15 protein-coding genes are annotated in these 22,430 nt (G+C 68.2%); 8 read left to right on the forward strand and 7 right to left on the reverse strand.

Annotated features, from left to right (window positions below; genetic code table 11):
• Positions 1 to 106 precede the first annotated feature (106 nt).
• The 3 genes from VGU03_RS08490 to VGU03_RS08500 all read right to left on the reverse strand — a co-directional run bounded on the left by VGU03_RS08490 (position 107) and on the right by VGU03_RS08500 (position 5,136).
• Entirely contained in the window at positions 107 to 2,827 is a 2,721-nt protein-coding gene (locus VGU03_RS08490) for a M14 family zinc carboxypeptidase (protein WP_327479952.1), read from the reverse strand.
• Positions 2,828 to 3,003: 176 nt separating this feature from the next.
• Positions 3,004 to 3,807 (reverse strand): exodeoxyribonuclease III, encoded by an 804-nt coding sequence (gene xth / locus VGU03_RS08495; RefSeq protein ID WP_327479953.1) that lies wholly within the window; start codon positions 3,805 to 3,807, stop codon positions 3,004 to 3,006.
• Between the two features lie 48 nt (positions 3,808 to 3,855).
• Entirely contained in the window at positions 3,856 to 5,136 is a 1,281-nt protein-coding gene (locus tag VGU03_RS08500) for a phospholipase D-like domain-containing protein (RefSeq protein WP_414655953.1), read from the reverse strand.
• A gap of 240 nt (positions 5,137 to 5,376) precedes the next feature.
• On the opposite strand from VGU03_RS08500, the gene VGU03_RS08505 reads away from it, so the two are divergent.
• The gene (locus VGU03_RS08505) at positions 5,377 to 6,429 is read left to right on the forward strand and encodes a mechanosensitive ion channel family protein (protein WP_327479955.1); all 1,053 of its coding nucleotides are present in this window, start codon (positions 5,377 to 5,379) and stop codon (positions 6,427 to 6,429) included.
• A 47-nt stretch (positions 6,430 to 6,476) separates the two neighbouring features.
• On the opposite strand, the gene VGU03_RS08510 is transcribed toward VGU03_RS08505, so the two are convergent.
• From VGU03_RS08510 to VGU03_RS08520, 3 genes are all read right to left on the reverse strand, one after another.
• A complete protein-coding gene (locus VGU03_RS08510) occupies positions 6,477 to 6,758 on the reverse strand; it encodes a hypothetical protein (protein ID WP_327479956.1) in 282 nt (93 codons plus the stop codon).
• A 134-nt stretch (positions 6,759 to 6,892) separates the two neighbouring features.
• Entirely contained in the window at positions 6,893 to 8,722 is a 1,830-nt protein-coding gene (gene typA / locus VGU03_RS08515; RefSeq protein ID WP_327479957.1) for a translational GTPase TypA, read from the reverse strand.
• A gap of 350 nt (positions 8,723 to 9,072) precedes the next feature.
• Entirely contained in the window at positions 9,073 to 9,627 is a 555-nt protein-coding gene (locus tag VGU03_RS08520) for a YaeQ family protein (RefSeq protein WP_327479958.1), read from the reverse strand.
• A gap of 84 nt (positions 9,628 to 9,711) precedes the next feature.
• Here VGU03_RS08520 and VGU03_RS08525 point away from each other — a divergent pair, with 84 nt between their 5' ends.
• Positions 9,712 to 10,590 (forward strand): pseudouridine synthase, encoded by an 879-nt coding sequence (locus tag VGU03_RS08525; RefSeq protein ID WP_327479959.1) that lies wholly within the window; start codon positions 9,712 to 9,714, stop codon positions 10,588 to 10,590.
• Positions 10,591 to 10,612: 22 nt separating this feature from the next.
• Here the strand turns inward: VGU03_RS08525 and VGU03_RS08530 are convergent, their stop codons facing one another.
• Positions 10,613 to 10,795, reverse strand: coding sequence for a helix-turn-helix domain-containing protein (locus tag VGU03_RS08530; protein ID WP_414655951.1), 183 nt, complete (start codon positions 10,793 to 10,795; stop codon positions 10,613 to 10,615).
• Between the two features lie 351 nt (positions 10,796 to 11,146).
• Here VGU03_RS08530 and VGU03_RS08535 point away from each other — a divergent pair, with 351 nt between their 5' ends.
• The 6 genes from VGU03_RS08535 (at position 11,147) to VGU03_RS08560 (ending at position 22,408) form a co-directional block, all read left to right on the forward strand.
• Positions 11,147 to 12,157: a LacI family DNA-binding transcriptional regulator gene (locus VGU03_RS08535; protein WP_327479960.1), complete on the forward strand. Its 1,011-nt coding sequence runs from the start codon at positions 11,147 to 11,149 to the stop codon at positions 12,155 to 12,157.
• A 205-nt stretch (positions 12,158 to 12,362) separates the two neighbouring features.
• Positions 12,363 to 14,885 (forward strand): TonB-dependent receptor, encoded by a 2,523-nt coding sequence (locus VGU03_RS08540; protein ID WP_327479961.1) that lies wholly within the window; start codon positions 12,363 to 12,365, stop codon positions 14,883 to 14,885.
• 74 nt (positions 14,886 to 14,959) lie between these two features.
• Positions 14,960 to 17,209 carry a glycosyl hydrolase family 95 catalytic domain-containing protein gene (locus tag VGU03_RS08545; RefSeq protein WP_327479962.1) on the forward strand — a complete coding sequence of 750 codons (2,250 nt, stop codon included), beginning with the start codon at positions 14,960 to 14,962 and terminating at the stop codon, positions 17,207 to 17,209.
• 59 nt (positions 17,210 to 17,268) lie between these two features.
• Positions 17,269 to 19,545 (forward strand): glycoside hydrolase family 65 protein, encoded by a 2,277-nt coding sequence (locus tag VGU03_RS08550; RefSeq protein ID WP_327479963.1) that lies wholly within the window; start codon positions 17,269 to 17,271, stop codon positions 19,543 to 19,545.
• Between the two features lie 185 nt (positions 19,546 to 19,730).
• Entirely contained in the window at positions 19,731 to 20,732 is a 1,002-nt protein-coding gene (locus VGU03_RS08555; RefSeq protein ID WP_327479964.1) for an alpha/beta hydrolase, read from the forward strand.
• Positions 20,729 to 22,408, forward strand: coding sequence for a trehalase family glycosidase (locus VGU03_RS08560; protein WP_327479965.1), 1,680 nt, complete (start codon positions 20,729 to 20,731; stop codon positions 22,406 to 22,408). Before VGU03_RS08555 ends, VGU03_RS08560 begins: the two co-directional genes overlap by 4 nt.
• The last annotated feature ends 22 nt before the right edge of the window (positions 22,409 to 22,430 follow it).

A 22,430-nucleotide genomic window follows, 5' to 3' on the forward strand; every position in this document is an offset into this window, starting at 1 on the left:
GGCGGCGGGTGTTCAGCGGGCCCGGGCGCGCTCGGTGGGGCCGCGCAGCGAGGCGGGTGCGGTGGCCTGGCCCCTCCACTGCGCCCGCGATCAGCTTTCTACGCGCTCAGTGATCCAGCCGGTCGAAGTGGGTCAGTGCGTTGAGCACCAGTGGATAGCTTCCCAGCGTCTCGCCGCGCCAGATCGGGTTGCCGGCGAACAGCAGCACGTGGCCCTTGCCGTAACGCGCATCCACTACCGCGGCATGCTCGGCCATCTCGCCGCCGCCGTCGAGCAGCCCGGAGACCAGCAGGCGCTTGGCGTCGGCGAAGCGCAGGATCACCCGCGGGCGCTGTTCCTGCGGGATCACCCAGGGGTTGTTGTAGGCCTGGTCGACGTTGAGCGGCATCGCCTGCCATGGCTTGGTATCGGGCAGGGCCGGCGGTGCGGTGAAGGGGCGGCCTTCGGGCACGTCCTGATCGTGCGGGCCGCCGCGGCCGGTGGGGCGCTCGGCATCGCCGGCACGGGGCAGGCCGCGGTCGCCGGTCAGCAGGTTGGACACGGTGAAGGACTGCCCGTCCGCGCTGTACAACGCAAGGTGCTCGTCATAGCCGGCGGCCACCGGGCTGGCGTGGTCGACGAAGTCCGCCTGCAGCACGCTGCCGACCACCTTGAGCTTGGCGGTGCGGGTGACGAATACGCCCGGCGCGAGCCCTGCGTCGATGGCGAAGCGGGCGGTGTCCTCGGCGGCGACCAGCAGGCCGCCTTCGTGCACGAAGCGCCTGAGGTTGGCCAGGCCCGCCTCGCCCAGCCCCGGGCGGATGTCCGGCGTGCTGTCGATGTGGCCCAGGTTGGGCGTGAGCGCGGTGGTCTGCCACGGCTGCGGCTTGCCCCACATCGGCAGGCCGTCGACGATCATGCGCGTGCTGGTGCCGCCGATCGGGGCGAACAGAATGGCGTCGTACCTGTTCCGCAGGTCGCCCATGTGCGCCACGTCCTGCGTGCTGATGTAGTCGTAGTGCACGCCCAGCTGGTCCAGCGCCATGCGCCACCAGCCTTCGGTCTGGGTGTCCAGCCAGGTGTGCATCAGCGCGATGCGCGGCATCCGGGCCGCCGCCGCATCGACGCCGGGCAGCCCCGCCGGCACCTCCACCGGCTTCTCCAGCCTGGCCATCGGCGCCTTCAGCACGTCCTGGCTGGTGACGCGCACCACCTCCACGTCGAACAGGTCGCCCATCGACCAGCCGGTATCGTCGTAGGGATGCTGCTGCGGGTCCTTGGGCGACCAGTACTGGCGGTCCAGCAGCGTGTCGGCGATGCGCGAGTAGGGCTGGTCCATGCGGATCACGTAGCTGCCCGCGGGAAACCGGCGCGTGCGCGGCTGCTTGTCCTCACCGGTCGTGGGCAGCTGGACGCTGATGGGGGCGCTGGCGCGGCTGATCTCCACGTGCTGGCGCTGCATCACGCGCAGCAGCTGGGCCTGGGCGCCGGCGCGTTTCTCATCGGCGGGCAGTACGTAGGCCGCGGGGCCGGCTTCGGCCGGCTTCTGGATCGAACGCTTGGCCTTCAGGTAGAAGTTCTTCAGGAAGGCCTGGCCGTTGTGCGCGAAATAGTCCAGCGCGGTGAGCACGCCGGTCTGCTCGTAGTTGTTGTTGTCGCGCTGCGACCAGGTCACCTCGGGCAGCGGCGGGTTGGGCCGGTACCAGGTGCGCTCGTATTCGGACGGATCGAGGATGCGCTTGCGCGTGTCGGCGCCGTCATTGCCGAAGGTCTCGTACAGACGGCTGATGCCGTTGTGCATGGCGGCGATGAACATCAGGTAGCCAGGACTCCAGGTGTCGAAGTCGCCGTGGGTGAACACGCCGGGCATGCCCAGCTGGGTCATCTTCTGCACGTTGTCCCAGCCCAGCTGCTGCCATTCGCCGGTGAGGATCGGGTCGATCCAGGCGTTGTAGGGGCCGTCGCCGACCGTGTTGTCGTACAGGAAGGGCACCGACTCGTGCAGGTCGTGCAGCACCTGCGCGTGCCAGCCGATGTAGGTATCGGCCACGTTGCGGGTGAGCGCGAGGGTCATGCCCATGGCGTCGCGGTTGTTGTCGTGCGCGACGTAGTGGCCCCAGTAGAGCAGGCGCGGGTAGGCCTGGTCTGGATGCGCCTTATGCCAGTTGTAGAGGTCGACCATGCGGTCGCGACCGTCCACCTCGACGATCGGCGTGATCAGGGTGATCACGTGCGAGCGGATATTCCTGATGTACGGCGCATCGTCCACCGCCAGGCGGTAGGCCACCTCCATCAGCGCGGTGGGCGCGCCGGTCTCGGTGGAGTGGATGGTGCCGGTGAGGTAGTAGACCGGCGTGGCCTGCGCGATCAGAGCGTCGGCCTTGCCATCGTCCATGCCGATGGTGCGCGGGTCGGCCAGTTGCGCCAGGCGCGCGTCGTTGGCCTTAAGGTCGGCGAGCAGGGCTTCGTCGGCGACCGCCACGGCGATCATCTCCCGGCCCTCCTCGGTCTTGCCGATGGAGAACACCTTCACGCGCGGGCTGGCCGCCGCCAGCGCGCGGAAGTAGCGGTAGACGTCGGCCGAGTAGGGCAGCCAGTCCGCCGCGCCGGCGATGTGGCCCAGTACCTTGAGCGGCGTCGGCACCCTGGGCGAAGCGGGCAGGTAATCGGTGAGCGGGGAGTTGAACTTCGGATCGGTGGTGAACTTGCCGATCTGCGCGGTATAGGCCGGGTCGACCGGCTGGGCGGGATCGCGGGCGTAGGCGCTCGCGGCGAGTGTATCGGCGGCATGGCTGGCCAGGCAGGTGGCGGCGAGCGCGAAGCCGGCGAGGCAGGGCAGGAGGCGCATGGATTCCCCGGGAGTGCGGAAGGCCGGGCCACTCTGCCATCGCCCAGCGGCGCGAAGATAGCCCCCGCCGCCTGCGACCGGCGGGCGGCAGCCACGACGAGGCCGCCACGACAAGGACGGGCGAGCCTGGTTTTCCCCAACCGGTCACGGGCGATGCAGCCCGCGGGCATCCGCGTTCAGCGGGACGCGCTGCGGCCCAGCGTGACCCAGGTCGGCGCGTGGTCGCTCGGATGCGGCAGGGCGCGCACCCAGCGGTCCACGCCGGCGTCCTTGAGCCTGGGCGCCAGCGCGCGGTTGAGCAGCAGGTGGTCGATGCGCAGGCCCGAGTCGCGCTCCCAGTGCTGGCGGAAGTAGTCCCAGAAGGTGTACACCCGCTCCTCGCCGTACCGCTGCCGCAACGCATCGGTCCAGCCCCGTGCCAGCATGTGGGCGTAACGCTCGCGGCTCTGCGGTTGCAGCAGCGCATCGCGACGCCAGGAGCGCGGGTTGTAGATGTCCTCGTCGGTGGGCACCACGTTGTAGTCGCCGGCCAGCACCACCGGGTGTTCGCTGCCCACCAGGCCTTGCGCGTAATCGATGAAGCGGTCGAACCAGGCCAGCTTGTAGTCGAACTTGGGGCCGGGCTGCGGGTTGCCGTTGGGCAGGTACAGGCAGCCGACGATGAGCCCGTGCGCCGCCGCTTCCAGGTAGCGGCTCTGCGTGTCCTTGGGATCGCCCGGCAGGCCGCGGCGGCTTTCCAGCGGCTGCGCGCCGCGCGCCAGGATGGCGACGCCGTTCCACGAGCGCTGGCCATGCCAGATCGCGCCGTAGCCGGCGTCGCGGATCGCCTCGATGGGAAAGGCCTCGTCCGGCGCCTTCAGCTCCTGCAGGCAGGCGACGTCGGGTTGCTCCCGCTCCAGCCAGGCCAACAGCGAGGCCAGGCGTGTGCGCACGCCGTTGATGTTGAAGGTGGCGACCTTGAGCGGCTTGCGGGGAGGCATGGGCATTCCTGGTCGGGACGGTCCTGGTCGGGACGTTTCTGGTGGGGCCTAGTACTGCGCCTGGCCGAGCGCGGAGAGCCAGTCCAGCACGCGGCGCGTCCACGGACGGTGGCGCCATTGCTCCAGGGTGAGTTCCCTGGATCGGGAAATGTCGCGCTCGATCACCCCTGCCATGTGCGCGGCGAAGGCATGGTCGTACACGTTGATGTTCGATTCATCGTTGAGCGAGAAGGAGCGGTTGTCGAAGTTGGCCGAGCCGGCGATGGTGAGGTAGCCGTCCACCACCATCAGCTTGTTGTGGAACATCGCCGGCTGGAAGCGGTAGATCTTCGCGCCCGCGCGCAGCATCTGCCCCCAGCTGTTCTGCGAGGCATGGCTGATCAGCTCGCTGTCGACGTAGGGGCCGGGCACGACCAGGCGGATGCGCACGCCGCGCGCGAGGGCGCGCTGCAGCGCGGACAGGGTCAGGCCGTCGGGCACGAAGTAGGCCGCTTCAAGGTCGATGGTGCGGCGCGCGCCATCGATCGCCATCAGGTACATCAGCTGCATGTTCTCGCTGCCGCCCTCGGGCGAGCTGGCGACCGTCTGCACCGCGACGTCGCCGGCCGGCGCCACCTGCGGGTAATACTCCGCGCCGAGCAGGGCCTGGCCGGTGGCGGTGATCCAGTTGTCCTCGAACACGGCCTGCATCTGCGCCGCGCCCGGACCGGTGACGCGGATCTGCATGTCGCGCCAGATGTCCGGCCGGTCGCCGTGGCCGCGCCAGGCATCGGCGATGCCCACGCCGCCGGTGAAGGCCACGCGTCCGTCGACGATCAGCAGCTTGCGGTGGGTGCGGTTGTTGAAGCGGTCGACGTCGTACCAGCGCAGCGGATGGAAGTACTCGAAGTGCACGCCGCCCGCACGCAGCGCCTTGACCACGTCCGCATGCATGCGCGAGGAACCGACCCAGTCGGCGATCACGTGCACCCGCACGCCGGTGCGGGCGCGTTCGGTCAGCGCGGCGACGAACTGGCGCGAGGTCTCGCCCGACCAGTAGATGTAGGTCTCCATGTCGACGCTGCGTTGCGCCGAACGGATCGCCTCGAGCATGGCCGGGAAGATCTCCGCTCCGTTCTGGAAGTCGGCGATCGCGTTGCCCTCGATGATCGCCGGTCCCAGCAGGTTGCCGATCTCGCGGCGGAACTGCGGGCTGTCCACCGGACCCGATGGCCCCAGCGGGTGCACCAGATGCTCCTCCTGCGGCAACAGGTTGAGCAGCAGCAGGCCGATGACCAGCCCGGTGAACGCGCCCAGGCCCGCCCACAGCAGGCGCCGGCGCCAGTGCATGGGTGGAGGCGCCTGGTCGTCGGGCATCTCGCAACTGGGCGTTTCGACCGGCATCGCGTCTCCTCGGGGCCTTTGTGCCCCGCGCGGGACGGACCATGGTGTCACCCGCAACCGAGGAATCCCTCCCGTCCAGGGCGGCGAGCTCATCATCCGGCCGGCGCGTGCATCCAGGGTCAACGCCTTCACCTGGCGGGGACCGGCGCGGTTGTCTGCTGTGCGCGGCCCGTCGTGGGAGATCGCATGACCGACAAGGCGGTACGCAGGGTGGAGCGGCGCGCCGACGTGCGCCGCGCGCTGGCCAACAGCACGGCGACGCACCACAAGCACAAGCGCCCCGTGCGCTCGGGGCACAAGCTGTGGCTGGGCATCTACGCGCTGGTGCTGCTGGCGTTGGCGGTGCTGTTCTATCTGCTGCGGCTGGACTTCTTCGGCTTCCTCGGCCGCTACCTGCGCATGATCCAGCGCGCCACCGTCGGCGCCATGGCGATCGTGCTGACGCTGGCCGTATCGTGGCTGGTGCAGGCGTTCGCGATCGAGCGGGCGCAGACCGCGGTGACGCGCTACAACCTCAGGCGCATCCTGCGGCTGGTGATGGGCGTGGTGCTGGCGCTGATCGTGCTGTCGGTGCTGTTCGCCAACTGGTACGCGGCGGTGGCTTCGCTGGGGCTGATTTCGCTGGTGCTCGGCTTCGCGCTGCAGACGCCGATCACCAGCTTCATCGGCTGGGTGTACATCCTCATGCGCGAACCCTACCGGGTGGGCGACCGCATCCAGATCGGCGACGCCACCGGCGACGTGATCGACGTGACCTACCTGGACACCACGCTGTGGGAAGTGGGTGGTTCGTACATCACCGGCGACCATCCCAGCGGGCGCATCGTCAAGTTTCCCAACGCCAACGTGCTGACCAGCCCGGTCTACAACTATTCCTGGCCGGTGTTTCCCTACATCTGGAACGAGATCAACTTCCAGGTCGCCTACGACAGCGACTTCGCGTTCGTCGCCCAGGTGATGCGCGAGGCGGCCGAGGAGGAGCTGGGTGAGGCGATGATCGAGCGCGTGCGCACCTTTCGCGAAGTGCTCGCCAGGACGCCGGTGGACGAATTGCAGGTCAACGAGCGGCCGTCGGTGCTGTTCCGCGTCAACGCCAATACCTGGATCGACGCGATCGTGCGCTACGTGGTCGATCCCCGCCAGGCGGGCAGCGTCAAGTCGCGGCTGACCGGCACGATGCTGGAGCGCCTCAACGCACAGCCCGAGCGCGTGCGTTTTCCCAAGGGAGACAGCCGCTGAGCGACTGTCTCCGATGTCGGGGCGCCCGTACGCCGCTAGCGCGCTGGCTATGACACCTCTGCGCTGTGGACGGCGTGTGACCAGCGCTGCAGGGTCTGGTAAAGCTTCTCCTGCCGCGTCAGCACGCCCGGATGGCAGCCCTTGGGGCGGGTCTGCTCGATCGCGTCGTGGCTGAGCGCACGCCAGCGCTTGACCAGCTCGGCCGGTGCCGGATGCGATTCGACCAGCGCACGCAGCACCAGCGCCATGGCCTCGGTTTCGTTCTTCAACGCGTCCAAATCATTTCCCACCTGGGTGAAGGACACCGGGCGGCTGCTCGATATATCCATGGATATTCCTTCTGGGCCGGCGCCCCCGCGCCGGACGCCGGAACGTTGCATCCACGGTCGTGGTCGCCGCGTGCACGGAAACGAAAAGGCCGCCCGAGGCGGCCTTTTCGTGGACTGCGGCACGCACCGGGGGGTCAGCCCGCGCGAGAGGCCTTCTTGCGGTCGTTCTCGGTCAAGTGCTTCTTGCGCAGGCGGATTTCCTTCGGCGTCACCTCGACCAGTTCGTCGTCGTCGATGAAGTCGAGCGCCTGCTCCAGCGAGAACTTGATCGCGGGGGTGAGCTGGATCGCATCGTCCTTGCCCGAGGCGCGCATGTTGGTCAGCGGCTTGGGCTTGATCGCGTTGACCGTCAGGTCGTTGTCCTTGGCGTGGATGCCGACCAGCTGGCCTTCGTACACGTTGTCGCCCTCGGCGGCGAACAGCTTGCCGCGTTCCTGCAGCGGCCCCAGCGAGTAGGCGGGGGTGGTGCCGCCGGCGTTGGCGATCATCACGCCGTTCTGGCGCTTGGCGATCTGGCCTTCCTCCTTGGGACCGTAATGGTCGAACACGTGGAACAGCAGGCCCGAACCCTGGGTCAGGGTCTTGAACTGGTTCTGGAAGCCGATCAGGCCGCGCGCCGGGATCATGTATTCCAGGCGCACGCGGCCCTTGCCGTCGGGCTCCATGTTCTTGAGTTGGCCCTTGCGCATGCCGAGGCGTTCCATCACCGGTCCCTGGTGGATCTCTTCCACGTCGACCACCAGCTGTTCGATCGGCTCCATCTTCTGGCCGTCGATCTCCTTGATGATCACTTCCGGGCGCGACACGGCCAGCTCGTAGCCCTCGCGGCGCATGTTCTCGATCAGCACCGACAGGTGCAGCTCGCCGCGGCCGGAAACCAGGAACTTGTCCGCGTCCGAGCCCTGCTCGACGCGCAGCGCCACGTTGTGCACCTGCTCGCGCTCGAGGCGGTCCTTGAGCTGGCGGCTGGTCAGGAACTTGCCGCCGGAAAGATCCTTGTTGCCGGCGAACGGCGAATTGTTGACCTGGAAGGTCATGCTGATGGTCGGCTCGTCAACCGTCAGCGCGGGCAAGGCCTCGGGCTTGTCGAGCGCGCAGACCGTATCGGAAATGGTCAGGTCGGCGATGCCGGAGATGGCGACGATGTCGCCGGCTTCGGCGCTGTCCTGCTCGATGCGCTCCAGGCCCATGAAGCCCAGCACCTGCAGCACCTTGCCCTGGCGCTTCTTGCCGTGGCGGTCGATCACCGCGACGGGCATGTTCTTCTTCAGCGTGCCGCGCTGGATGCGGCCGATGCCGATCACGCCGACGAAGTTGTTGTAGTCGAGCTGGCTGATGCGCATCTGGAACGGGCCTTCCGGATCCACTTCCGGCTTGGGCGCGTGCTGCATGATCGCTTCGTACAGCGGCGTCATGTCGCCTTCGCGGGCGTTCTCGTCCAGCGAGGCATAGCCGTTCAGCGCCGAGGCGTAGACGATCGGGAAGTCCATCTGCTCGGGCGTGGCGCCGAGGCGGTCGAACAGGTCCCACACCTGCTCGACGACCCACTCCGGGCGCGATCCGGGGCGATCGATCTTGTTGATCACCACGATCGGCTTGAATCCCATCGCGAACGCCTTCTGCGTCACGAAGCGGGTCTGCGGCATGGGGCCGTCCATCGCGTCGACCAGGATCAGCACGGTGTCGACCATCGACAGCACGCGCTCGACCTCGCCGCCGAAGTCGGCGTGGCCGGGGGTGTCGACGATGTTGATGCGGTTGCCCTGCCAGGTGATGGCGGTGTTCTTGGCCAGGATGGTGATGCCGCGCTCCTTTTCCTGGTCGTTGGAGTCCATCACGCGCTCGGCCAGCACGGTGCGCTCGCTGAGCGTGCCGGACTGTTTGAGGAGCTGATCGACGAGCGTGGTCTTGCCATGGTCGACGTGGGCGACGATGGCGATGTTGCGCAGTTTTTCGATGGACATGGCACAGGCCTGGGCGGCGCTGGAGAAGCCGCCAAGTGAAGTTTCGGAGGGTTAACCGCGCAATTATACGGGCTTGCGCGATTCTGTGCCCGTGCCGGGGATGAACGGCTGCGCGCTCCGCTTTCGCCCATCCGCCTGTCACTTCGGTAAACAGGGAAAACCCGCCAGGGCGGGTATCGGCGAGACCCTTCCCGGTTTACGGAGAAGGTGCCCGACCTGCCGGCGCAGGAACGCCGGTGCACCGGCAAGACCGGCCCCGGAGGGGCGAGCTCACTGAAGACGCGGGTAAGAACGGCGGTCGCTGCAACGGGAGGCCGCCGCGCGCCTGAGGCCGCTCCAGTGAGGCGGTCCTAGGCCGCGGCGTACTCGCCCATGCGCGTGCGCGGGCGCACCGCGAGCGTGGTCTCGCCGCTGATCAGCTGCAGCTCGCCGTCCTGCACCAGGCACTGCAGGCGCATGCCGCGGTCGCACAGCGCGGCCAGCTGGCGCACGGTCGCCTCGTCCAGATCGAGCACGGTGAGGTTGTCGTTGCGTGCGAGCGTGGCGCCGACCTTGTCCCACCAGACGTCCGCGGCGTGCCCTGCGTAGTTGATCACCACCACCTGGCGCGCCCGCCCGCAGGCCTTGCGGATGCGCGCTTCGTCCGGCTGGCCGAGCTCGATCCATTGCTCTACCTCGTCGGTGTAGGCGCGTCGCCACAACGCCGGCTCGTCCTCGTCGCTCAGGCCCCTGCCGAATTCCAGCCGATCGTCGGCATAGAGCGCGAACGCCAGCAGCCGCACCATCAGCCGCTCCTCGGTCTCGGACGGATGCCGCGCGAGGGTCAGCGCGTGGGTGGCGTAGTAGTGCCGGTCCATGTCGCTGATCGACAACTCGGCCTTGTGGATGGTGGCGTTGAGGGCCATGGGTGTGTGCGTCTGCCGCAAAGGAATCGCCCATTGTACGCCGCGCGTTCCGGACGCCCGCCGGGCAGCGGCTAAGCTGGGCGCATGATCCGCGCCGATACGCCCAGCACCCTGCATCTGCCTCCCGGCGATTTCGCCACCGTGCTGGATGCTCTGTGCGCGCACTTCCCGCGGATCGAGCGCGCGCTTTGGCAGGACCGCATGCGCCGCGGACACGTACTCGACGCCCACGGCCAGCCGATCGATGAAGGCAGGCCTCACCGCGCCGGCATGCCGGTGCGGTACTTCCGCGAGGTGGTGGAGGAGCCGGCGATTCCCGGCGAGGAAGTGGTGCTGCATGCGGACGAGCACCTGGTGGTGGTCGACAAGCCGCACTTCCTGCCGGTGATCCCGGCCGGCGGCTACGTGCGGCAGACGCTGCTCGCGCGGCTGGTGCGGCGGCTCGGCAATCCGGCGCTGGTGCCGTTGCATCGGCTCGATCGCGACACCGCCGGCCTGGTGCTGTTCTCGGCGCAGCCGGCCACGCGCGATGCCTACCTTTCGCTGTTCCGCGAGCGGCGCATCGTCAAGCGCTACGAGGCGCTGGCGCCGCCATTGCCGCAGCTCGAGTTTCCCTGTGTGCGCCGTTCGCGCTTGGAGGCCGGCGAGCCGTTCTTCCGTATGCGCGAGGTGGCGGGCGAGCCGAACAGCCGTACGCGCATCGAGGTGGTCGAGCGCGGCTTGCGGCTGTGGCGCTACGCGCTCGAACCGCTTACCGGCCGCAAGCACCAGCTGCGCGTGCACATGGCTTCGCTCGGGGCGCCGATCTGCAACGATCGCTTCTATCCGGAACTCCAGGAACGAAGCGAAGACGATTTGCGCCGGCCGCTGCAGTTGCTGGCGAGCGGGCTGGCGTTCGTCGATCCGGTGAGCGGGCAGGCAAGGGCGTTCCGTAGCGGGCGGGCGTTGGTCCTGTCGGACTGAAGCCTTGCCTCGGCCTGACCGCCTACGGCACCCGCGCCCGCTCCCCCGGGTCCTGCGACCGCAACAACAGCCCCGCCTGTGTGCGGTTGCGCACGCCGAGCTTCTCGAAGATCGCCGTCACGTGCGCCTTCGTCGTGCGCTCCTGGATCGCCAGCCGGTCGGCGATCTGCTTGTTGAGCAGGCCCTCGCCGATCAGCGCCGGCACGCGGTACTGCCCTCGGTACGTCGCCTGGCTGCGCGCCGAGGGCCGCAGGCCGCTGTACTGGAAGGCGCCACGCGCGCAGCACCTCGACGCCTTCCTGCGCCGTTGCCGCCCTATGGGTACGCCGCGTTGGATCGGCTGTGGGCGCATCTGTACGAAGCTGCGCCATGGCCTACCCAGTCACCCGCGCCGATGGGCCAGCCGCGCGGCGCGCGGTCGCTCACGCCGGCCATGCTCGGCCTGGGAGCGAACTGGCCAGCGCATCGCCTGGCTTCGGCAACGGTCTTGTGCCCGGTGCGTCAATGCACGCATAGTCGGGAGCACCGCCTTTCGCCGATGCAGGGACCGATGCGCATGCGGGTACGCCTGGAAGATGTGGCACGCGCCGCGGGGGTATCGCCCAAGACCGTCTCGCGCGTGCTCAATGACGAAGCCAACGTGCGTGCGCCCACGCGCGAGAAGGTGCTTGCCGCGATGGCGGCGATGGACTACCGCCCGCACCAGTCGGCGCGCAGCCTGGCCAGCAACCGCTCGTTCCTGATCGCCACGCTCTACGACAACCCCTCGTCCAACTACCTGACCGAGATCCAGGCGGGCGTGCTGGAAGCCTGCGACGTGTACCACTACAGCATGATGCTGCGGCCCCTGCACGTCAGTGCGGAGGATTTCGTCGAACGCGTCGATCGGCTGATCTCCCACCATCGTCCCGACGGCCTGGTGCTGACCCCGCCGATCACCGACCATCCCGGCCTGCTGCAGCGCCTGCGTGAACGGCGCGTGCTGTATGCCAGCATTTCGCCGGTCGAGCACAAGGGCACCATCGGCGCCTTCATCGACGAGCCGGAGGCGGTGCGCCGCATGATGGCGACCCTGCTGTCGCTGGGGCACCGGCGCATCGCCCACGTGATCGGTCACCCCGACCATGGCGCCAGCCAGTGGCGTCTGGCCGGCTACCGGCAGGCCCTGGCCGAGGCCGGGCTGCCGCGGGATCCCGCACTGGAAGTGGCGGGCGACTTCTCCTTCGGCTCGGGCGTGGCGGCGGCGCGGCGGCTGTTCTCGCTGCCGCGTGGGCGCGGGCCGACCGCGGTGTTCGCCGCCAACGACGACATGGCGGCCGGCGTGATCTGGGCGGCCGGCGAGCACGGCCTCGCGGTGCCCGCCGACGTGTCGGTGTGTGGTTTCGACGACACGCCCATCGCGCGCCAGATCTGGCCCGCGCTCACCACCATCCACCAGCCCAGCCGCGAGATGGGGCGGATCGCCGCCCTGCAGCTGATGGAGAGCCTGCGAGGCCGCGGGCCGGGCGCCATGGTGCGGGCGCCGTTCTCGCTGGAATTGCGCGAATCCACCGCTCCGGCGGCCTGAACGGCGGTGTTTTTCGGGGCATCGATGTCATGTTGCACGGCAAATTGACAGCGCTGTCACACCAAGGCAAGTATTGCCAGGCCCGCGACGCATCGTCGCAGGAGCTGGGGAAAAGTAGGGGCAAAACAAAACGGCGAAGCGGCGAAGCTGCTGTCGGCAGCTGACGCCGTCGGACGGACATCGACCTGACTGGGGAGCGAAGCTGATGAACAAGCACGTGCGACTGGCCTTATCCGCGGCGATAGCCGCCTGCCTGATGCCTGGCCTTGCGCTGGCGCAAAACGACCAGGCGCAGACCACCGCGCCGCCGGCCAAATCCAGGGCGAAGGCGCCGCCCAGCGCCGCCAACGCCAAGAGCCTCGAGCAGGTGGTGGTCACGGGCAATACCGCCACCGGCGGCCTGAAGAAGATCGACACCAGCTATACGGTGACTACGGCTACGGCCGAGCAGATCCGCATGGCCAATCCGAAGAGCACGGCCGACCTGTTGAAGATCGCGCCGGGCCTGTGGCCCGAATCCACCGGCGGCCAGACCGGCGCCAACATCGAGATCGCCGGCTTCCCCGGCGGCGGCGACGCGCCGTTCAACACGGTGCAGATGATGGGCTCGCCGCTGTACGGCATGCCCACGCTGTCGTTCTTCGAGCAGACCTCGATCTTCCGCCTGGACGACACCGTCGACCGCGCCGAGATCATCCAGGGCGGCCCCTCGGTGGTGTTCGCCGACGGCCAGATCGGCGCCAGCGAAAACTTCATCCTCAAGCAGGGCACCGAGGTGCCCTCCGGCAGCGTCGGCGTGACCTACGGCAGCGAGGACCTCAAGCGCTTCGACGCCTTCGTCGGCTTCCCGGTGGCCAAGGACTGGTACGGCAGCGTGGGTGGCTTCTACCGCACGTCCAGTGGCGTGCGTGATCCGCAGTTCGCGGCGGACAAGGGCGGCCAGCTCACCGGCACGCTGACCCACGACAGCGACAACGGCTCGCTGACGCTGTACGCGCGCTACCTCAACGACCGCAACCAGTTCATCACGCCGATCCCGCTGATCCAGAGCGGCACCGACCATTTCAGCGCCTACCCGGGATTCGATCCGCTCACCGACACCTACTACGGCAAGGCGATCCAGCACGTGTTCCTGCCCGGCTATCCCGGTGGCGGGCGCGATGCCAACCTCGGCAACGGCCGCGGCGCCAAGGTCGCCTTCTTCGGTGGCAACTTCGACTATGACCTGGGCGACGGCTGGAACCTGTCGGACAAGTTCCTGCTCGACGGCGGCGACGTCAACACCAATGCGCTGTTCTCCGGCACCAACCCGGGAACGATGAACGACATGCTCTACACCAACCAGAGCCAGATCGGCGCGTTCAACCTGCCGGCCGGCTCGGCTACCGCCACCTACGTCGGCGGCGGCGCGGTCGATCCCAACCAGAGCGTGATCCACCAGGGCTGGTGGTTCATCCACAAGCACCTGAAGAACGTCAACAACGATTTCCGCCTGAGCAAGGAAATCTTCGAGGGCAACACCCTCACCGCCGGCGTCTACCTGGCGCACTACACGATGGACGACCAGTGGGCGCTGGGCAACCAGATGCTGATGACCAACACGCCCAACGCGCGGCCGATCACCGTCACCTACGTCGACCCCAGCGGCCTCAACTACCTGACCGACAACCAGGGCTTCCTCGACTACGGCGGCTACAACATCGCCCAGCACGGCGTCGCCAACAACCGCGCGTTCTACCTTTCCGACGTGTGGCGCGCAGGCAAGTGGCTGATCGATCTGTCCGGGCGCGTCGAGAACCAGAACGCCTACAACGACGTCTGCAACCTGACCAACAAGAACCTGGACGGCAATCCCAACACCAAGTACGACAACGCCGTGCCGGTGTGCAACGGCACCTTCGCGCACACCCGCTACGACAAGACCCATCCCTCCTGGACCTTCGGCGTGAACTACGAGCTCGCCGACAACATGAGCGTCTACATCCGCGCCAACAAGGGTGCCCATTTCGACGACTTCGACAACGGCATCCGCGGCAACACCACGGGCAACACGGCGCCGATGCAGAAGATCCAGAACTTCGAGGGCGGCTTCAAATACCAGAGCCAGCAGTGGTTCCTGGACATCAGCGCCTACCATCGCCAGTTCATCGGTCTGCTCTACCAGCCGACCGACGCCGGCGGCGTGCCGAACGGGCCGCAGAGCACCTACGGCTCCGACTCCAAGGGCGTGAACGTCAATACTGCCTGGAGCCCGATCGAAAACCTCAAGTTCCAGCTGGTCGGCAACTACCTGGATGGCCACTACTCGCACAACAACTCCTGCCTGCCGTACACCAACCCGGTCGCCGGCAACGGCTGCGCGCTGATCGATGGCGTGCAGCTGCAGCGCCAGCCGAAGGTGCGCTACATGTTCACGCCCAGCTACAAGATCCCGTTCAGCTGGGGCGACGTGCTCGCATTCGTCACCTTCACCCACGTGGGCCCGCACACGCAGGACATCTCCGGCCTGCAGCAGCTGGGCAGCTATCACACCTGGGACTTCGGCGTGGTCGCCAACGTCCAGCAGAACTGGCAGATCCGCCTGCAGGGCACCAACATGACCAACGAGCTGGGCCTGACCGAGAGCAACTCCCGCATCTTCGGTTCGGCCGCCGGCACCACCGGCGTGATCCTCGCCCGTCCGCTGGAGGGTCGCGAGGTCAACCTGCAAGTCAAGTACATCTTCTGATTTGACCCGGATCGCCTGTGTCCCGTCGCGAGGCGGGCACAGGCGCTTTTTTTTGACTTCACGTCGGAGGCGCGATGAAGCCTGGCCGTCTGCTTGTCCTCCTGTTCCGGGTCGTGTTCCTGCTGGCGTCGGGCGCAGCCCCGGTGCTGGCCGCCGATCCGAGCTTCCAGTTCACCGCCACGGCGAAGGATTTCGGCAGCTACTTCCCGAGCTACCTCGCCAACGGCTACTTCTCCACCATGACCTCGCCGCGCGGCACCGAGCCCGATGCCGCGTACATGGTCGCCTTCATGGACTACAAGCCGGGCGACATCTCGCGTCCGGCAGCCATCCCCGGCTGGAGCGAGATCGACTACAACCCCGGCGGCGGCTGGCTCAACCGCACGCGGCTGGACGCGGGCATCTTCCAGGGCTACGCGCAGACGCTGGACATGCGCGACGCCACGCTGACCACGCGCTACCGTTTCGCCTACGCGAACAAGGCCAGCGACATCCAGGTGGCCAGCTTCGTCAGCCAGGCCTCGCCGCACCTCGCCGCGACGCGCATCAGCATCACGCCGCAGTTCGACGGCAAGGTGCAGCTGAGCTTTCCGCTCAGGCTGTGGTCCGAACATGCGCCGCGCTTCCCGATCGCCAGCATGGAAGGCGAGGAGATGATCGCCGCGGTGATCGCCAGCGGCCAGAACCTGGACAACAAGCCGGTGCCCACGCCCGACCGCGCGCCGGTCTGGTATCCGGGTTACACGCAGGTGCTCTCGACCGCCGGCGACACCAAGGCCCTCACCCTGCAGCTCAAGGGCAGGGCGCAACAGGGCCTGGGCATGGCCGAGGCGGCGGCTCTCGCGCTGCCCGAAGGCCTCGAGCCGGACGAAGTGAAGCTCGAGCGGACGCCCACGAAGCTGTCGCTGGAGATCACCGCCACCCTGAAGAAAGGGCGGCGCTACGACTTCACCAAGTATCTGGCGCTCACCCGCGACGGCTGGGGGAACGATGAGGACGTGCTCGCGCTGGCGACCGCCGCGCGCAAGCGCGGCTTCGCCCGCCTGCTGGCCGAGCACCAGGCTGCCTGGCACGGCCTCTGGCGGTCCGACATCGTGGTCGATGGCGACCCGGCCGTGCAGAAGGCCGTGCATTCGGACCTCTACTACCTGCTGTCCAACTCCACGGTCGGCACGGCCTGGCCGATGGGCGCCTGCGCGCTCACCCCCAACTACGCCGGGCACGCCTTCTGGGACAGCGATTCCTGGGTGTTCCCCGCGCTGCTGCTGTTGCACCCGGAGCGCGCCAAGCCGATCGTGGCGTTCCGTGCGCGCACTACCGAACCGGCCCGCGCCCGCGCGCGCCAGTACGGCGTGGCCGGCACCATGTACCCGTGGGAGGCCGATCCGCAGACCGGCGTCGACGTCACGCCGCACTTCGCCTGGGAGGTCTACCGCGAGGTCCACGTCAATGCCGACATCGCCATCGCGCAATGGCAGTACTACCTGGCCACCGGCGACACGCAATGGCTGAAGACGCAGGCCTGGCCGGTGCTGCAGGGCATCGCCACCTTCTGGACCAGCCGCGTCACCTACGACCAGGCGCACGACCGCTACGAGGTCCACCACGTCACCTCGCCCGACGAGGCCTACAACGACGTACCGAACGACTCTTTCACCAACGCCGCCGCGCGCAAGGCGCTCGAGATCGCGGTGAAGGCCGCGCACCTGGTGGGCGCCCAGGCCGACCCGCGCTGGAGCGAGATCGCGTCCAAGATGTACATCCCCTTCGACGAGGCCGAGCAGCGGCACCTGGACTTCGACAAGTCGGTGCCGCACGACAAGATCACCTGGATGGGCTCCTCGCTGGCCTGGCTGATGTATCCCAACCTGGACCTGGCGATGACGCCGCAGGTGCGCCGCAACGACTTCGACTTCCAGCTGCAGGCGCTGAAGAGCCACGGCGACGATCCGAACGAGATGATGATGGTGATGCTGGCCGTCGGTGCCGCGGAGCTCGGCGACGCGCGGGCGGCGGGCGACTGGATCAATCGCAATCTGGTTGGCTTCCTCAAACCGCCGTTCAACGTGCGCACGGAAACGGCGGCCAACAACGCCGGCTACATCCTGGCCACCTCCGCCGGCTTCCTGCAGAGCATGCTGTACGGCCTCACCGGGCTGCGCATAGACGATCAGGGCTTGAGCGAGAAGTACGCGCCGGTGCTGCCGCCGGGCTGGAACGGGCTGACCTTGAAGGGCGTGCATTTCCGCGGACAGCGCTATGACATCAAGGTTGAGCGCGGCGCCGACGGCAAGGTCCGGCTGGTGCGCAAGGTGTCGCCATGAGGGGGGACGCGGCTAGCGGGCGCTGTGTGGCTTGCTGGCCGACAGGCCGAAAGGCCGGCGTGTCTGCCGGTCCATGGCTGCTGCGGCTGCTCGCCTGCCTTGCCCTCGTCCTTTCCGCACCTGTTTTCGCCACCGATACCGGCTTCCTGCTGGCCGCCTCGTCGAAGAACTGGGCCAGCTACTTCCCGGGTCAACTAGCCAATGGCTATCTGTCGACCACGACCTCGCCGCGCGGCACGGAGGGCACCCCTTCCACGCTCGTCGCGTTCATGGACTACACCAGGGACGACATCTCGCGTCCCGCGGCGATTCCCGGCTGGACCGAGATCGACTACAGCACCGGGCCCACGCATGCCGGCCAGTCCTGGCTCAACCAAGTCAATCTCGACGAAGCGCATTTCCCGGACTACCGCCAGGTGCTGAACCTGCACGACGCCACGCTGACCACGCGCTACCGCTACGTCGACGGCGCCAGGATCACCCAGGTCGAGGTCACGACCCTGGTCAGCCAGGCCGCACCGCACCTCGCCGCCACGCAGCTGCGCATCACTCCCGAGTTCGATGGCGAGGTGCAGCTGTCGTTCGCGCTGAATCTCTGGGCCCCGCACCAGCCGCGTCTGCCGCTCGGGCGGATAAGCGGCGATGAGATGCCGGAGGCGTTGGTAGCGCACGGCCTGAAGATCGAACCGGTCGCACCGTCCACGCCCGACCGAGCTGCCATGTGGTACCTGGGCGACACCCACGTGCTGGGCGCCACCGGCGACGCCAAGGGCCTGACCCTGCAGCTCGACGGCCGCGCCGAGCAAGGGCTGCGCATGGCCGAGGCTGTGACCGTCGGGCTGCCCGCCGGACTCACGGTTACCGACGCCGCCATCCACAAAAGCCCGTATCGCCTCGCACTCAACCTGAAGGCGCGTGTGCGCAAGGGCCACAGCTACGCCTTCACCAAGTTCGTCGCCTTCTCGCGCGAAGGCTGGGGCGGCAATGCCGCGGACGACCTGGCACTGGCCCGCGCTGCGCGCGCAAACGGCTTCGCCCACCTGGTCGACGCGCACCGTGCGGCCTGGCACGCGCTGTGGAAATCGGACGTGCGCATCGATGGCGACGACCAGGCGCAGCGCATCGTCCACGCCGACCTCTACTACCTGCTCGCCAACACCACCCCGGGTACCGCCTGGGCGACCGGTGGCTGCGGCATGACGGGGGGTTACGCCGGCCACGTGTTCTGGGACAGCGACACCTGGGTCTTTCCGGCGCTGCTGCTGCTGCATCCCCGTCGCGCCGAGTCGCTGGTGAACTTCCGCGCGCGCACGCTGCCGGCAGCCGAGGCGCGCGCGAAGGCGGCCGGCCTGCGCGGCGCGAAGTTCCCCTGGGAAGCCGATCCGCAGAACGGAACCGAGCAGGTGCCGTACTCCGCCCATGCGCTGGGCGAACGCGAGATCCACGTCAACGCCGATGTCGCCATCGCGCAGTGGCAGTACTACCTCGCCAGCGGCGACCGTGGCTGGCTGGCCCAATACGGCTGGCCGGTAATCCGCGACGTCGCCGATTTCTGGGCCAGCCGCGCCACCTACGTCGCTGCCAAGCAGCGCTACGAGATCCATCACGTCACCTCCGTGCTGGAGGCGTACAACGACGTGCCCAATGACACCTTCACCAACGCGTCGGCGCGCAAGGCGCTGGACATCGCCACGGCCGCTGCCGCCGTGGTCGGCGCGCAGGCGGATCCGCACTGGGCCGAGGTGGCCGCGCGCCTGTACATTCCGTTCTCCGAAAAGGACCGGCGCCACCTCGATTTCGACCCCGGCGTCGCTCACGACATCGACGCATGGGGCGACACCGCCGTGCCCGCCCTGGCCTATCCCTCGCTGGATGTGCCGATGGGCGCCGACGTGCGCCGCAACGATTTCGACTACGCGACACAGTTGATCGAGCGCTCGCAGCAGCCGCTCAACAGCATGGGCCTGTCGCCGATGTCCATCGCCGCTGCCACACAGGGCAACACCGATGCTGCCGGCGCGTGGTTCCAGCGCAACGTCACCGCCGACGTCATCAAGCCGCCGTTCGGCGTGCGTACCGAAACCGCCACCAACAACACCGGCTACTTCCTCACCGCCGCGGGCGGCATGCTGCAGAACATCGTCTACGGCTTCACCGGGCTGCGCCTCGAAAAGGCAGGACTGGTGCAGGCTTATCCACCGATGCTGCCGCGCACGTGGCATTCCTTCACGCTGACGCACGTCGCCTTGCGCGGCGCGTATTACGACATCACCGTCGGCCGCGATCGCGACGGCAAGGTCGTCCTCACGCGCCGGCCCGTGGAGGGCGCGCCATGAACGCATGGCAGCGGTGTCCTGTCCTTGCCTGCACGAAGGGATGGGGAGGAGGTCGGCGGGATCGTCTCGTCGCTCCAGGTTCCCTGCATGTCGGGAGGGGCGCGGGGTTCCGGTTTGCCCAGTTCCTGCTCGTTTGCCTGCTTAGCCTCGCGTGCGTCGCTGCGCAGGCGAGCGATAGCCAGGACGTGCGGCCCGACGGCACGGTGACCGCGGCGTCGGTGGCCATTCCGTACTCGGCCTTCGCCTCGCCGCAGGCGCGCATGTTCTTTCCGAAGATGCTCGCCGCGAGCGCCAAGGCGCCCCCGCTGGATGCGCCGATCGAGCAGAGCCGCGCCTTCTACGACCGCCTCAACAGCGACCGCGCGGCGCGCATGCGCAAGCTCTACCCGGTAACCGTCCGCCACGTCACCATCGCCGGCGTCGGTGCGGACGCGGTGCTGCCCGCGCAGGGCGTGAGCCCGGCCAACCATCATCGCGTGCTGATCAACCTGCACGGCGGCGCCTTCCTGTGGGGCGCGGGCAGCGGCGGGCTGGTCGAGGCGATCCCGATCGCCAGCCTAGGCCGGATCGAAGTGATCACGCTCGACTACCGGCAAGGCCCCGAGCATGCGTTTCCCGCCGCCAGCGAGGACGTCGAGGCGGTCTACCGCGAACTGCTCAAGCGCTATCGGCCTGAGCAGATCGGCATCTACGGCTGCTCCGCCGGCGGCATCCTCACCGGCGAGGCAGTGGCGCGCTTCATCGCGCACAAGCTGCCGGTGCCGGGTGCGATCGGCACCTTCTGCGGTTCGCTGGTCGCGATCGGCGGCGACAGCGCCTATGTGGGGCCGCTGCTCAATGGACAGGGCGTGCCGGTGCATCCGCTGCAACTGTTGGCGCTTCCGTACTTCCGGGGCGCGAACGCGGACGACCCCATGGTGCAGCCGGGGCTCTCGCCTGCGCTGCTCAAGCAGTTCCCGCCGACGCTGCTGATCACCGGCACGCGCGACATGGCGATGGGCTCGGTCGTGCACAGCCAGGCGCTGCTGGCCCAGGCGGGCGTCGAGGCCGAATTGCACGTGTGGGAAGGCATGTGGCACTCGTTCTTCTCCGATCCCGAACTGCCCGAATCGCAGCAGGCCTACCGCACCATCGTGGCGTTCTTCGAGCGCCACCTCGCCCCATCGCAAGAGGAAGCCCATCCATGAAGACCCGCCCGCGGATCGTGTCCCTGCTCGGCGCCACGGCGCTCGTCCTTTCCTCCGCTGCCGCTGCCGCGACCCCCGACCCGGCCAGGACACAGGCCTACATCCACAAGGCCTGGGACACGCTCACGCGCTCGCTGGACGACTGTTCGGCGCTGCACGATCCGAAGATGGACGCGCGCCCGGTGCTCTATCTGCCGGCCGGGCTTGCCAGGCCGGAAGGCATCGACAAGGTGGCGCAGCGCTGCAAGGTCGAGGTGCGCACGCTGCCCCGGCGCATCACGCGCCTGGGCGAACTGATGCCGGCGGCGCTGCCGGCCGAAGGCCTGCTCTACCTGCCCAAGCCCTACGTGGTGCCCGGCGGCCAGTTCAACGAGATGTACGGCTGGGACAGCTATTTCATCCAGCTCGGCCTGCTGGCCGACCGGCGCGACGCGCTGGCGCGCGACATGACCGACAACGCGCTGTTCGAGGTCGAGCACTACGGCGGCGTGCTCAACGCCAACCGCACCTATTACCTGACCCGTTCGCAGCCGCCGTTCCTGAGCCGCATGGTTTCCGACGTGCTGGCCGCGCCCGGCGCCTTCAAGGACGAGGCCGAACGGCATGCCTGGCTGGTCCATGCCTATCCGCTGGTGGTGTCCAACTACCGGATCTGGACGCGCCCCGAGCACCGCGCGGGTGACACGGGGCTTTCGCGCTATTTCGACCTGGGGCAGGGGCCGGTGCCGGAGATGCACGGCAGCGCCTACTACCGTGGCGTGATCGAATGGGTGCTGGCCCATCCCGGGGAGGGCTCCGGCTACCTGGTCAAGGCCTCCGAGCATCCGGACGCCGCCGAGGCGGCCAAGCTCAAGGCCGGCAGTTGCGACATCGCCGCGTCCGAGGTCTGCGCAGGCGCCTGGGCCAAGGGTTACCGGCTGAGCGCCGACTACTACCTGGGCGACCGCGCCATGCGCGAGTCGGGCTTCGACACCAACTTCCACTTCGGTCCCTACGGCGGCGCCACGCACCACTACGCGGGCGTGGGCTTGAACAGCCTGCTCTACCGCTACGAGCGTGACCTGCACGATCTCGCCCTGCAGCTGGGCAAGGTGGCCGAGGCGCAGCAGTGGGCCGATGCCGCGGCGCGCCGCAAGGCGGCGATGGACAAGTACCTGTGGCAGCCGAGCCGCGGCATGTACGTGGACTACGACTTCGTCGCCGGCAAGCCGTCCAGCGGGCCCTACGTCACCACCTACTGGCCGCTGTGGGCGGGGCTGGCCTCGAAGGAGCAGGCAGCCGCACTGGCCGGGAAGCTGCCGGTGTTCGAGCGCAAGGGCGGCCTGTCGATGGACGATGCGAGCAGCGGCGCGCAATGGGACGAGCCCTTCGGCTGGGCGCCGACCAACTGGCTGGCGATCTGTGGCCTGGACAGCTACGGCTTCCACCAGGACGCAGGGCGCCTGGCGCGCAAGTTCATGGCCACCGTGGAGACCGGCTTCGCCCACGACGGCACCATCCGCGAGAAATACAACATGGTGAAGGGCAATGCGGACGTAAAAATCACCGCGGGCTACACCACCAACGTGATCGGCTTCGGCTGGACCAACGCGGCTTATCTCAAGCTGCGCCAGTTGCTCGAGAACACGAAGGCGCCTGCCGCGGCGCAGGGCGCCCAAGCGCCGACCTCGCACTGAGCTCGAAGGTTCACGGGCGAGG

Origin of the sequence: Frateuria sp. (assembly GCF_035944355.1) — a bacterium.
Classification (GTDB): Bacteria; Pseudomonadota; Gammaproteobacteria; order Xanthomonadales; family Rhodanobacteraceae; genus Frateuria_A.